Source organism: Micromonospora sp. NPDC003944 (genome assembly GCF_053605225.1).
Map to the genome: position 1 here is coordinate 17,331 of NZ_JBSGIV010000072.1, position 13,636 is coordinate 30,966.

The 13,636-nt window shown below is 69.2% G+C and carries 11 protein-coding genes; 2 read left to right on the plus strand and 9 right to left on the minus strand.

Annotated features, from left to right (window positions below; genetic code table 11):
• Positions 1-80: 80 nt before the first annotated feature.
• Positions 81-3,623: a ThuA domain-containing protein gene (locus ACWER9_RS27180; protein ID WP_452304513.1), complete on the plus strand. Its 3,543-nt coding sequence runs from the start codon at positions 81-83 to the stop codon at positions 3,621-3,623.
• An 89-nt stretch (positions 3,624-3,712) separates the two neighbouring features.
• Here ACWER9_RS27180 and ACWER9_RS27185 read toward each other — a convergent pair whose 3' ends face one another.
• The 8 genes from ACWER9_RS27185 to ACWER9_RS27220 all read right to left on the minus strand — a co-directional run bounded on the left by ACWER9_RS27185 (position 3,713) and on the right by ACWER9_RS27220 (position 11,767).
• On the minus strand, positions 3,713-4,705 hold the full coding sequence (locus tag ACWER9_RS27185; protein WP_452304514.1) for an aldo/keto reductase: 993 nt from the start codon (positions 4,703-4,705) through the stop codon (positions 3,713-3,715).
• Positions 4,702-5,580: an amidohydrolase family protein gene (locus ACWER9_RS27190; protein WP_452304515.1), complete on the minus strand. Its 879-nt coding sequence runs from the start codon at positions 5,578-5,580 to the stop codon at positions 4,702-4,704. Before ACWER9_RS27190 ends, ACWER9_RS27185 begins: the two co-directional genes overlap by 4 nt.
• Positions 5,577-6,338 (minus strand): SDR family NAD(P)-dependent oxidoreductase, encoded by a 762-nt coding sequence (locus tag ACWER9_RS27195; protein ID WP_452304516.1) that lies wholly within the window; start codon positions 6,336-6,338, stop codon positions 5,577-5,579. Before ACWER9_RS27195 ends, ACWER9_RS27190 begins: the two co-directional genes overlap by 4 nt.
• Positions 6,335-7,360, minus strand: a complete 1,026-nt coding sequence (locus tag ACWER9_RS27200) for a zinc-dependent alcohol dehydrogenase (RefSeq protein WP_452304517.1) — start codon at positions 7,358-7,360, stop codon at positions 6,335-6,337. Before ACWER9_RS27200 ends, ACWER9_RS27195 begins: the two co-directional genes overlap by 4 nt.
• Before the next feature lie 106 nt (positions 7,361-7,466).
• A complete protein-coding gene (locus tag ACWER9_RS27205) occupies positions 7,467-8,690 on the minus strand; it encodes a mandelate racemase/muconate lactonizing enzyme family protein (RefSeq protein WP_452304518.1) in 1,224 nt (407 codons plus the stop codon).
• 2 nt (positions 8,691-8,692) lie between these two features.
• On the minus strand, positions 8,693-9,520 hold the full coding sequence (locus tag ACWER9_RS27210; protein ID WP_452304519.1) for a carbohydrate ABC transporter permease: 828 nt from the start codon (positions 9,518-9,520) through the stop codon (positions 8,693-8,695).
• Entirely contained in the window at positions 9,520-10,500 is a 981-nt protein-coding gene (locus ACWER9_RS27215; protein WP_452304520.1) for a carbohydrate ABC transporter permease, read from the minus strand. The genes ACWER9_RS27210 and ACWER9_RS27215 overlap by 1 nt, the downstream gene beginning before the upstream one ends.
• Before the next feature lie 4 nt (positions 10,501-10,504).
• Positions 10,505-11,767 (minus strand): ABC transporter substrate-binding protein, encoded by a 1,263-nt coding sequence (locus ACWER9_RS27220; RefSeq protein ID WP_452304521.1) that lies wholly within the window; start codon positions 11,765-11,767, stop codon positions 10,505-10,507.
• Between the two features lie 146 nt (positions 11,768-11,913).
• Between ACWER9_RS27220 and ACWER9_RS27225 the strand changes: the two genes are divergently transcribed.
• Positions 11,914-12,684, plus strand: a complete 771-nt coding sequence (locus tag ACWER9_RS27225; protein WP_452304522.1) for a FadR/GntR family transcriptional regulator — start codon at positions 11,914-11,916, stop codon at positions 12,682-12,684.
• Positions 12,685-12,900: 216 nt separating this feature from the next.
• Here ACWER9_RS27225 and ACWER9_RS27230 read toward each other — a convergent pair.
• Positions 12,901-13,636 (minus strand): RICIN domain-containing protein (locus ACWER9_RS27230; RefSeq protein ID WP_452304523.1); only part of this gene is annotated, 736 nt, incomplete at its 5' end.

Genomic DNA, 13,636 nt, shown 5'->3' on the forward strand with positions numbered 1-13,636 from the left:
CGCGCGCGTCCAGGCACAACCTGGCGCACCGCGGCGCCCGGGGTCGCTATCGGAGTTGCCCGTCCAACCTAGGAGACGCCATGCGTCGCAACACACTGCTCATCTCAGTGATCGCCGGCCTGTTGCTGGCGCTCGGACTCGCCCCACCCGCATCGGCGGCCCCGGCCTTCCGCGCCCTGGTGTTCAGCAAGACCACCGGCTACCGGCACGACTCGATCCCCGCCGGGATCAGCATGCTCCAACAGCAGGCCGCCGCGAACAACTTCGAGGTGGTGGCGACCGAGGACTCCAGCGTCTTCACCGCCAGTAACCTGGCGACCTTCGACGTGATCGTCATGCTCCAGACCTCCGGCATGGTCTGGACCTCGACGGCGCAGCGCCAGGCGGTGGAGGGCTACCTCGCCAGCGGCAAGGGCATCGTCGCCATCCACAACGCCACCGACATGGGCATCGAGAGCGAATACCCGTGGTGGGACCAGACCATCAACGGTGGCGCCCACATGCCCGAGCACTCCCCCGGCGTACTCCAGGGCACCGCCATCGTCGCCGACAAGAAGCACCCGTCGACGGCCAGCCTGCCGGATCGGTGGACCCGCAGCGAGGAGTGGTACAACTTCGACGCCAACCCGCGCGGCAACGTGCACGTGCTGGTGACCGCCGACGAGCGCACCTACAACCCGGGCTCCCGGGCGATGGGCCCTGATCACCCGATCTCCTGGTGCCGCAACACCTCCGGCGGGCGGGTGTGGGCCACCGCGATGGGCCACGCGATCGGCTCCTACAGTGAGGCGAACTTCCAGAACCACGTGCTCGGTGGCATCCGGTGGGCGGCCGGTAACGCCGCCGGTGACTGCGGCGGCACCGTCTGGGGCAACTTCGAGAAGCGCACCCTCGACGACAACACCGTCGACCCGATGGCGCTGGGTGTGGCACCGGACGGCCGGGTCTTCTACGTCCAGCGCGGCGGCCAGGTGAAGATCTTCAAGCCCTCCACCAACAGCACCGTGACCGCCGGCACGCTCAGCGTCTACACCGGCGGCGAGGACGGCCTGACCGGCATGGCGCTGGACCCCAACTTCGCCACCAACGGCTACATCTACCTGTACCACTCGCCGGCCAGCAGCAGCACCGACGTCAACCGGGTCTCCCGCTACACGGTAAGCGGTGACACGCTGAACACGTCGAGCGGCGTGACGATCATCGACATCCCGGCGTACCGCGACCGGACGTTCGCGGAGCCCGGCCACACCGGCGGCTACATCAAGTTCGGTCCCGACGGCAACCTCTTCATCGGCACCGGCGACGACACGCCACCGAACCTGGACCCGAACTGGCAGGGCTACGCCCCGCTGGACTGGCGGTCGGGCAGGTCCAACCTGGACGCCGCCCGCAGCGCCGGCAACACCAACGACCTGCGCGGCAAGCTGCTGCGCATCCGGCCCTCGGCCAGCGGTGGTTACACCATCCCGTCGGGCAACCTCTACCCCCAGGGCACCGCGCAGACCAAGCCCGAGGTCTACGCGATGGGCTTCCGCAACCCGTTCCGCTTCTCCATCGACCCGGCCAACGGCTGGGTCTACCTGGCCGACTACGGCCCGGACCGGAACCCGCCCACCACCAACCGTGGCCCGGAGGGCCTGGTCGAGCTCAACGTGATCAAGCAGGCCGGCAACTACGGCTGGCCGTTCTGCCACGGTGACAACCAGCCGTACGCCCCGTTCAACCCGGACACCGGCGTCGTCGGCTCGAAGTTCAACTGCTCCTCGCCGGTCAACAACTCGCCGAACAACACCGGCCTGACCAGCCTGAAGCCGATCGTCGCGCCGAACATGTGGTACGGCTACGGCACCTCGTCGACCTTCCCGGAGTTGGGCTCCGGCGGGTCCGCGCCGATGGGTGGGCCGATCTACCGGTACGACGCGGCAAACCCCTCCGAGACGAAGTTCCCGCCCTACTACGACGGCGTGCACTTCTTCTACGAGTGGGCGCGCAACTACGTCAAGGAGGTGCACTTCGACTCCTCCTCGGCGGTGACCCGTACCAACCCGTTCCTGCCCAACGTGCGGTTCAACAAGCCGATGGACATGGAGTTCGGCAAGGACGGCTCGCTCTACCTGCTGGAGTGGGGTACCAACTTCGGCGGCGGCAACAGCGACTCCGGGCTCTACCGGATCGACTACAACCAGGGCGGCCGGTCACCGATCGCCAAGGCCACCGGCACGCCCACAAGCGGCAGCGCACCGCTGACCGTCCAGTTCAGCAGCGCGGGCACGTCCGACCCGGACGGCAACTCGCTGAGCTACCTGTGGACGTTCGGCGACGGCACCACCTCGACGGCGGCCAACCCGTCGAAGGTGTACACCTCCAACGGCAACTACAACGCCCAGTTGAAGGTCACCGACAGCACCGGCAAGACCGGCTTCGCCAACGTCCCGATCACCGTCGGCAACAGCGCCCCGGTGGTCACCATCACCACACCGGGCAACGGCGGCATGCTGACCTTCGGTGACAAGGTGTCGTACCAGATCACCGTGACCGATCCGGACGGCGGAACTGTCGACTGCTCGAAGGTGTTCCTCAACCCGGCGCTGGGTCACGACGACCACGCCCACGAGACCACCGAGTACCCGGGCTGCTCGGGCACCATCTCCACCGACCTGCTCGGTGGGCACCCCGATGGCGCCAACCTGTTCTACGTGCTGAACGCCAGGTACACCGACAACGGCGGCTCGGGCGGCGGGTCCCCGCTCACCGGCACCGCACAGGCGATCCTGCAGCCGAAGCACAAGCAGTCCGAGTACTTCAGCAGCCAGTCGGGTGTCCGCGTGGTGGACCAGTCCGCCGCGGAGAGCACCAAGCGCATCGGTGACATCTCCAGCAACGACTGGATCGCGTTCAGCCCGATGAACCTGTCGGGGATCTCGACGGTCAGCTACCGGCTGTCGTCGCCCTCCGGCGGCGGCTCGATCGAGCTGCGGGCCGACTCGCCGACCGGCACCCTGCTGGCCACCACCACGGTGCCCAGCACGGGCGGCTGGGACAACTACCAGTCCACGACACCGGTGAGCGTCGCCGCCCTCAGCGGGACGCACACGCTCTACATGGTGTTCAAGAACAGCAACAACTCGTTCGATGTGGACTCGCACACCTTCGGCGGTAACGGCGTCGGGACACCCGGCACCGGCACCGGCCTGGCGGGCAAGACCTACACGGTCACCGCGCAGCACAGCAACAAGCTGATGGACGTCAGCGGTGTCTCCACCGCCGACGGCGCCCAGATCACTCAGTGGGCTTCCACCGGCGGCAACAACCAGAGGTGGCAGGCGGTCGACGCCGGGAACAGCGCGCTCTACCTCAAGGCGGTGCACAGCGGCAAGTGCGTCGAGGTCACTGGCAGTTCCACCGCGGCGGGTGCCTTCCTTCAGCAGGCCACCTGCAACAACGGCAACCAGCAGAAGTTCACCCCCACCGGGACCGGGACCTCCGGCGTGTACACGCTGAAGAGTGTGCTGAGCGGGCTCTGCCTGGACGTCAACGGCGCTTCCACGGCCGACGGCGCCCGAGTGTTGCAGTGGACCTGCAACAGCGCGACGAACCAGCAGTGGCGCTTCACCGCGCTCTGACCCTGCGGCTGTCGCGGTAACAGATGACGTCCCGGTCGGGACCGGTATCCGAGGAACGGAGCCGGTCCCGGCCGGGACGTCGTCGTCGATCAGGCAGGCAGACCGGGCGGCGCGGCGAGCAGCCCGGCCGCCGCCAGGTCGTCCCACAACTCCTCCGGCACGACGACCCGGGACCGCCGCACCGTCTCGACCACCTGCGCCTCGTTGCGGACGCCGACCACCGTCGACACCACGGCCGGATGCCGGCGGACGAAGGCGAGCGCCGCCTGCGGCAGGGTCACCCCGTACGTCTCGCAGACCGTGGCGATCCGCCGCGCCCGCTCGATCACCTCCATCGGCGCCTGCTGGTAGTTGTAGACCGCGTCGGCCGGCGGCCGGTCGCGCGACAGCAGCCCCGAGTTGTAGACGCCGGCGATGACCACGCCCACCCCCCGGGCCTCGGCAGCCGGCAGCAGGTCGGCGGCCGCGCCCTGTTCGAGCAGGGTGTACCGGCCGGCGCACATCATCACGTCGACGTCGGTCTCCCGGACGAACCGTGCCAGCATCTCCGACTGGTTCATCCCGGCGCCGATGGCGCCCACGACGCCCTGCTCCCGCAGGTCGATCAGGGCGGGGACGGCCTGGTACGCGGCCTGCTCCCAGTGGTCGTCCGGGTCGTGCAGGTAGACGACGTCGATCCGGTCGAGGCCGGTCCGGTCCAGGCTGGCCTCGATGGAACGGAGAACGCCGTCGCGGCTGAAGTCCCACACCCGCCGGTGTGCCGCGGGCACGTCGAACCCTTCGGAGTCCCGCAGGTGCGCGTCCTCGGGTGACGGCACCAGGATTCGTCCGACCTTCGTCGACACGACGTACTCGTCGCGCGGCCGTTGGCGCAGCGCGGCGCCGAGCCGCCGCTCGGACAGCCCGAGGCCGTAGTGCGGCGCCGTGTCGAAGTACCGGACACCCGCCTCCCACGCGGCGTCGACCGCCGAGGCGAACTCCTCGTCCGTCGTCGTCCGGTACAGGTTGCCACCCTGGGCCGCGCCGAAGCCCAGCTCGCTGAGGCGTACCTCCGGGAGGCGCGGCAGCGCGCGGGCGGTCATGACGCCTCCAGCCCGTAGACGCGGCGTGCCGTCTCGCCCCAGATCGACGCCTGGCCGGCCTCGTCCTGGCCGTCCAGCAGTTCCGCAAGGGTGTCGACCCACCGCTGGTAGGAACTGGCGAGAAGGCAGACCGGCCAGTCCGAGCCGAACATCAGTCGGTCCGGCCCGAACGCGTCGAGCGCGTCCTCGACGGCAGGCCGAAGGTCCCCCGCCGTCCAGTCCGGGCGCGGCACCTCCGTCACCAGACCGGAGAGCTTCGCCGTCGTGTTTGGCGAGTCCGCCAACGACCGCAGGTCCCGGCTCCACTGGGCCACCTCGGCGGTGCCGAGCGCGGGCTTGCCCAGGTGGTCGAGGACGAAGCTCACCTCGGGCAGGTCACGCGTGAGACGCGCGGCCATAGGGAGTTGGTGCTGGCGTACCAGCAGGTCGAAGACGAGGCCGGCGGCACCGACCGCGGCGATCCCCCGGCGGACGTCCGGACGGTCCAGGTACGCCGGGTCGGTCTCGGACTGCACGAGGTGGCGGATGCCGACGAGGCGTTCCCCACCCCGTCCGGCCTGGAGCCGTTCGAGTCGCTGCGTGACGTCGTCGGCGGTCAGGTCCACCCAGCCGACGACCCCACGGACCAGGGTGTCCTCGGCGGCGGTGGTCAGCAGGTCCACCGTCTCCGTGTCGGAGGCGATGGACTGCACCACCACGGTCGCGGTGACCCCGGCCGCCCGAGCCGGCGGCGCGAGATCGCTGGGTTCGAAGTCGGCGTCGATGGCCGACATGGTCACCGGGTCGATCCACGGCTGCGGGTGCCGTGCGCGGACCCAGAGGTGGTGGTGTGCGTCGACGATCCCGGCCCGCCCAGGCTCCGGTGCGCCCGTCATCGGCCCAGCCATCCGCCGTCGACGGGCAGGACGACGCCGTTGACGTAGTCCGACGCGCTCGCCGCCAGGAACACCGTTGCGCCGGCGAGGTCGTCTGCCCGACCCCACCGCCCGGCCGGGATCCGGCCGAGGATCGCCCGGTTGCGGTCCGGATCGTCGCGCAGGGCCTGGGTGTTGTCGGTGGCGATGTAACCGGGCGCGATGGCGTTGACGTTCACCCCGTGCGCCGCCCACTCGTTCGCCAGTGCCTTGGTGAGGCCGGCCACGCCCGACTTCGACGCGGCGTAACCAGGGACGGTGATGCCGCCCTGGAAACTCAACAGCGACGCGGTGAAGATGATCTTCCCTCGGCCGCGTTCGACCATCGTCCGGCCGATCTCCCGGCTGAGGACGAACTGGCTGCTGAGGTTCACCTCGATCACCTGGTCCCACATCTCGTCCGGGTGTTCCGCGGCCGGGGTCCGGGCGATCGTGCCGCCGTTGTTCACCAGGATGTCGACAGGCCCGAGCGCGATGATGTCGCGGGCCAGCCCGTGCACGGCCGCCCGGTCGCCGAGGTCCGCCCGCAGCGCGGTGAACCGGCGGCCGGCGGCTCGCACCCGGCGCTCGACCTCGCTGCCCTCCGCTTCGAGCTGAGCGGAGACACCCACGATGTCGGCGCCGGCCAGGGCCAGTGCCTCGGCCATCGCGAGGCCGATGCCGCGCCGCGCCCCGGTCACGACTGCGGTCTGGCCGGACAGGTCGAAGAGCGCCGTCACCTGTCACCCTCCCGCACATCAAGCAGAACCTTCATGACGCCGCCACCCTCCAACGCCGCGAAGGCCGCGCTGGCCTTCTCGACCGGTTCGATCCGGGAGATGAGCTGTCGTGCCGGAATCGCACCCGAGGCGACAAGTCGGATCGCCTCCACCATGTCGTCGCGCTGGTAGAGCCGTGCGCCCAGAAGCTCCAACTCCCGCCAGAAGAACCGGTGCAGGTTGACCTCCCGGGGCTGGGGATGGATCGCCACCATCACCAACCGCCCGCGAGTGGTGAGGACGTCGACAGCGGTGGTGACGCCGGCCGGCGAGCCGGACACCTCGAAGGCGATGTCGGCGCCCGCGCCGTCGGTACGGTCGTTCACGAGCGCCACGACATCCGTCGACAGCGGGTCGACGGCCTCGACGCCGATCCCCTCCGCCACCTCGCGTCGGAACGTGTCCGGCTCGACGAGGAGCACCCGTGCGCCGCGGCTGCGGGCGACGGTGGCGATGAGGACGCCGACCGGCCCGCCGCCGACCACCACCACCTGGTCGTCGGCTGTCACGTTCCCCCGGCGTACGTCGTGCACGGCGACCGCGACCGGCTCGACAAGCGCCGCGTGCTCGAGGGGCAACTCCTCCGGGAGCGGCAGGACCAGCTCCGCCGGCACCGTCCAGGAGGACTGCATCGCACCCGGCGAGTCGATGCCGAGGAAGTTCATCGCGTGGCAGACGTGGGAGTTGCCCCGATTGCAGGCCGCGCAGCGTCCGCAGGGCCGGGTCGGCATGACGGTGACGGGCTGACCGACGGCCAAGCCGGTCACCTCCTCGCCGACCGCCGCGATCCGCCCGGACATCTCGTGCCCGATGACCGCGGAGTCACCAACCCGGGCGTCCATGTCCCCGTGGTAGATGTGCAGGTCAGTGCCGCAGATCCCGGTGTACGCCACCTCGATCCGTACCTGGCCACGACTCGGTGGCTCCGGGTCGCGGTGTTCGATGCCGAGGTCTCGCGCTCCCCGGTAGACGACTGCCTTCATCGTTCCTCCGTCTCGACGGTCGGTACGTCGGTCGTGCCGACCGGACATGGTCGTGGGTGCACCGCCGTCGCGATGCACCCACACCCTTCCTCTTCTGGTGTTCAGCTCAGTGCCGTACGGTCGGCGACACCTCGTTGCGGGAGCTCAGCGGCACGACGGGCACCTGGCGGGTGGGGATCACCCCGTCCACGCCGGCCAGCAGCCGCCGTCCGGCCCGCTCCGGTCGCACATTGGGGCTGTCCGCCGTGAGCGCCTGTGGGCGGCGGTTGGCCGCCCGGATCCGCTCCTCGTCCACCCGGACCCCCAACCCGGGCGCGTCGCCGAGGATGAAGGCGCCATCCTCGACGTGCAGGTCGACGGAGATGCCGACCGGCGGGCGCAGGTCCTGCAACTCGCTGGTCAGGTGGTTCGGCACCGAGGTCGCGGCGTGCAGCAACCCGATCGGGCTGTTGCCGATCGGGCTGACCGGCAGGTCGTGGGCGAGCGCCAGGGCGGACACCCGGAGGAAGTGGGTGACCCCCCAGACCGCGGCCGTCTGGAGGACGTCGACCGCACCGGCGGCGATCAGCGGGCGGAACTGTTCGAGCCCGGTCAGGTTCTCCCCGGTGGCGACGGACGCGCACACTCCTCGACTCACGGCGGCCAGGCCCTCGGCGTCCCAGCGACGGACCGGCTCCTCTATCCAGATGAGATCGAGGGTGCGTTCCAGCTCGCAGACGTGCCGCACGGCCTGCTTGCGGGTCCACGCCTCGTTGACGTCGAGCATCAGACCCGGTCGCCGGCCGCGCCCAGCCTCGGTCAGTACGTCCCTGACCAGGCCGAGGCGGTGCCGGTCCCGCTCGATGTCGAGGCCACCCTTGAGCTTGGCGGCCCGCAGGCCGCGACTGGCGTAGACCTCATACTCGGCGACGAGTTCGTCGTCAGTCAAGCCGATGTCCAGGCCGGAGGCGTAGGCCGTGACCCGCCGGTCCCGTCCGCCGAGCAGCCGCCACAGGGGCTCACCGGCAACCTGCGCCTTGATGTCCCACAGCGCGGTGTCGAGAGCGCCGATGGTGCCGAAGACCGGCCCCGCGTGGCCCGCCTTGAAGGTGTGCCGCAGCATGCGGTCGTACAGGGTCGTCACCGCACGGGGGTCCTCGCCCTCGATGGCAGCGAAGATCCGCTCGATCTCGACGTGCGGCCCGAGGCCGACGCCGGTGATGCCCTCGTCGGTGTCGACGAGGACGATCGAGACCGGGACCACCCCGTCGGCGAACACGCCGTTGGCGTCACCGACGGGGCGCCCCCATTCCTGGACCGTGGAGAGCGTCCGATAACCCGTGATCCGCATGGTCAACCCTTCGTGGAACCGGCGGCTACACCGTCGGCAATTTGGCGCTGGAGGAACAGGTAGACCAACAGGACAGGAATCGCGGCGATCAGCACCCCGGAGGCGAAGGTGGGGATGTTGTCTGAGTACTGGCCGCGCAACGAGGTGACCCCGATCATGAGCGTCCGGTTCTCGGCCGAGGGCATCATCACCAACGCCATGAGGACGTCGTTCCAGCAGAACAGGGCGTTGAGGATGCCGACCGACAGCAGCGCCGGGGTGCCGAGGGGCAGCATGATCCGGCGGTACACGCCGTACACCGTGTTGCCGTCGATCCGCGCGGCGTCGACGATCTCCGGCGGGATCCCCCGGTAGTAGCTCGTCATCAGGAACACCGTGAAGGGCAGGAACTGGGCCACGTAGACCAGGATCAGGCCGGGGTACGTGTCGATCAGCGCGGTGTCGGCCATGATCCGGGCGAGCGGCACCATGATCACCTGGAACGGGATGAAGAGCCCCGCGAGGCAGCCCAGGAACAACGCCGACGAGCCGCGGAACCGCAGTTGGCTCAGGGCGAAGCCGGCCATCGACCCGAGCAGCAGCAGCAGGAGGACCGACAGCGTCACCACGACGAGCGAGTTGACGAAGTAGCGGCCCATCCCGACGCTGGTCCACGCCGTGCTGATGTTCTCCCAGCGCAGCGAGTCGGTCAGGGAGAACCGGTCGAGGATGTACTCCCGGCGGGTCTTCAACGCGACGTTGGCGGTGAACAGCAGGGGGTAGATCGTCGCCAGCGCGAGCAGCGACATGGGGACGGCGACCAACCACCATCCCAGGCGAACCTGGCGCATCAGTCCTCCTTCCCGGACCGGTCGAGCAGCTTGATCTGCAGCAGCCCCACCACGAGCATGATCACGAAGAGGATCGTCGACGCGGCCGACGCGAGGGCCGGGCGGTTCATCTGACCCTGCTGGATCCAGATGTAGTACTCCGGCAGGTAGGTCGAGCCCTCCGGACCACCGCTTGTCATCACGAACAGCAGCCCGAACATCGAGGTCAGCATCCCGATCATCGTGGTCACGAAGACGAACTGGATGGTCCGGGCGAGACTCGGAATGATCACGTGCCAGACGACCTGGCGCAGCGACGCCCCGTCCACCCGGGCCGCGTCCAGCAGGGCGGCGTCGAGCGTGGCGAAGCCGGCGAGGAACACCACGAGGGCCATGCCGAAGGTGGCCCAGATGTGCACCCCCACGACCATGAACATCGCGATGTCGGGGTCGCCGAGCCAGTCCACCGGACCGATGCCGACCGACCCGAGCACCGCGTTGAGCGGGCCGTCGAAGGCGAGCAGCAGGTTGAAGATCGCACCGACGATGACCGGTGAGAGCACGGCGGGAAAGAAGTAGACGCTGCGGTAGAAGCGGTGGCCGGGCACCCGCAGGTAGATGAACGTCGCGAGCAGACCGGGGATCGCCACCGCCACCGGGAGCAGCAGCACCAGCAGCCCGACGTTGCGCAGCGCGGTGCGAAACAGCGGATCAGCGAACAGTTCTTGGTAGTTGCCGAACCCGACCGCTTCTCCGTTCTGGTCACCGTCGCCGGTGAAGGAGAAGTTGACCCCGAGGACCAGCGGGTAGAGCCGCAGCGCCACGATGATCAGGACGGCCGGGGCGACCAGGATGTAGGGGGCGTAGCGCTCGGCCCCCGGGCCGTTACGAGTGCGACGGGCAGGGGTGCCACCGCGATGCGCGGGGGATGTGACCGCCGGACCGCCGGCCCGCCCGGCCGAAGCCAGGCGGACCGACGGCTGCGTGTTTCCGATTGGCACGAGGTCAGCCTGCCTGGTCGGAAGCAGCCAACTGCTTCACCACCTCGTCGACGGTGATCGAACCGCTGAGCAGCTGCTGGGAGAGGCGTCCCATGAGGTCGATCGTCTTCGAGGAGAGCGCGACGTGCAGAGCGGGCTTACCGCTCTTCAGCTCGCTCACGATCGTGCTGGCGGCCGGGCCAGCCTGCGACACGTCGATGGTGGTGTCGGCGGCGATCGCGCCGGCGTCGGCGTAGAACGCCTTCAACGCGTCGGTCGAGGTCAGCGAGCGCACCAGGTCGGCGGCCACCTTCGGGTCCTTCGTCCACTTGGCGACCGCGTAGCCGATGCCACCGTCGTACGGCAGGCTCGGGGTGGTGCCAGCGGTGACGACCGGGGGCTTCATGACGCCGAGCTTCTCCGGGGTGAGGAACTCGTTGAAGGCCTTCCAGTGCCCGACGTCAGACATGAGGCCCATGACGTGGGCGGCCTTGCCGGACTGGAAGGCCGCGAAGGAGTCGTTGAACATGGCGGTCGAGTTGGCCCCGTCCGTGTTCATCTTCTTGTCGCCGGTCTCCTTCCAGAGCTGGAAGACCCGCTTCACGTTCGGCGAGGTCCAGTCGCGCTTGCCGGTGATCCAGGCGTCGTACTCCGCGGCGGTGAGGGTGACCGCCCCCATGCTGGAGAGCCAGAACTGGATGCCGACGCCCTCCTTGTTGCCGAGGGCGAAGCACTTGGAGCCGGCCTTGGCGACGGCGGCGCAGTCCGCGACGAACTTGTCCCAGGTGGTGGCCGGGCTGGCCGGGTCGAGGCCGGCCTTCTGGTAGATGTCCTTGTTGTAGTAGATCGGGTAACCCTGCAGCGTCACCGGGCCGCCGTAGACCTTGCCGTCCTTGGTGAACGCCTCCCACCCGGCCAGCCGCTGCTTGTCCTCGGCCACGTAGTCGGTGATCGGCACCAGCGCGTCCGCCCGGTCGCGGATCTGGCCGCCGCCGTTGAACATCATGACGTCCGGGCCCTTGCCGGACTGGATGGCCGCGCCGAGCAGGGTGTAGTACTGGTCGAAGGGCTGTGCGACGAACTCGACCTCGACGTCGGCGTGCTTCTTCTTGAAGTCCGCCTTGGCCTTGTCCAGATAGGATTTGGCGAACGGCTCGCCGGACTTCCAGTCCCACACGACCAACTTGCCATCCGAGCTGGTCGACTTGCCCGAATCGCTAGCACTTCCACAACCGGCCAGGGCCAGGCCCACAACGAGGACGGCCGACCATATTGCGCGCTGTCTCATCAGTTGTCACCTCTGTATGGGGGGTGGCCGGCGGGTGCCCCGCGAGCCAATGTTGACGGGAAGGTAACTCGTATGACGTGTGACGTCAACACTCGGCCGTACACTGATCCAGACGTCGTGCCACGGCGAGCCATTCGGAGGGGGACATGACGCCACCGCAGGAGACAGCCCTGAACAGCCCGGGGACCCCGGCATGGGTGCGTCGGCCGACCAATCTCGCCAGGGCGGTCACCGCCGAACTGGTGGAGCGAATCGTCCGCGGCGTCCACCCGTCCGGGACGTCCCTACCCCCCGAGCCGATCCTCTGCGAGACCTTCGGCGTGAGCCGGACCGTCGTCCGGGAGGCCGTCAAGATCCTTCAGGAGAAGGGGCTGGTGCAGGTCCGCCAGGGCGCCGGCACCTTGGTGACCCCACCGTCACACTGGGACATGCTGGACGAGCTCGTCCTCGCCGCCACCATCGCGGTGGACGACAGCCTCGCCATACTCGACGATCTGGTCGTCACGCGTCGGGTGCTGGAGTCCGACATGGCGAACGTCGCCGCCCGCCACGCCGACACCGAGACCGTCGACCGACTGCGCGCGATGGTGGACCGGATGGACGAGCTGGTCGACGACCACGTCACCTACCACGACCACGACCGGGCCTTCCACGACGTGATCATGCAGGCGTCCGGCAACCGCATCGCCCGTGGCGTCGTACGCGCGCTGGAGAGTCAGGTCATCAACACCGCCCGCTACATGGGCCGGACCGAGCGGGCGCTGTGCGTCGCGTCCAACCAGGGCCACCGCCGCATCTACGAACGCATCGCCGCCCACGACTCCAACGGCGCCGCCGAGGCGATGTTCACCCACATCACCGAGGCCTGGCTGGTCCGCCGCAGTGGCTCGGGGAGCCCGGTCCGCCTCGAACGCTGACCGTCCCTGACGACCGACGGCGCCCAACCCCGGGCGCGGGAGCGCACGCCGCCCAACAGGTCAGGAGAACTGGGCGAGGAACCGCCAGATCCCACCCTCATGGTGGCCCGCCCCGGGACGGGGGCGGGCCGCCACTGTGCACGCCCTGGCCTGGGCGAGCGCCGGCCGGATCCCGAGCGGCCGGCAACTCTCTCCCCAGGTCGAGGGTGGTGGTTGCTAGCCGATCCTCACCAGTTGCCACTGCTGGTTGGTGCCGCCCCAGTCCGCGTACTGGACGATGTTTCCGCCGTCGGCGGTGGACGCGCCCTGCACCTCGACCGCCTTGTTGCTGTTGCGGTTGATCAACCGGACGTAGCCGTCAGTCGAACTCGCCAGCCGGAACTGCTGGTTCGTCCCGTTGAGGTCGGACCACTGCACGATCGCGCCACCGTCGGCGGTGGAGAAGTTGCTGACGTCGAGCACCTTGCTGGAGTTGCGCGCCTTCACCCGGTAGTAGCCACTCCCCGAGTCGACGAACTGCCACTGCTGGTTGGTGCCGTTGTTGCGCGTCCACTGGCTGATCCGGGCACCGTCGGTGGTGGCCGAGGCATACACGTCCAACGCCTTGCCGCTGTTGCGGTTCAGCAACACGTACCAGGCGCTGGTGTCCACCCCGGAGCCCGGCGGTGGCGTGGTGGGCGGGGTCGAGCCGCCGTTGAGGGCGTCCAGGACCGCGGTGTACGCGGCCTTCTTGTTGCCGTTGCAGTCGAACAGCAGCGCGTTGTCCGAGCCACGCCACGAGTCGCAGTCCCGTACACCCCAGGTGGTGATGCCGGTGCAGCGCGAGACGGCCAGGCAGGCGCGGGTGACGGCGCCGTAGATGTTGGCCTGGTTGCCGCCGGTCATCACGTCCAGCTCGGTGATCTGCACGTCCACGCCGAGGTCGGCGAAGCGCTGCAGGTTGGCCTGGTAG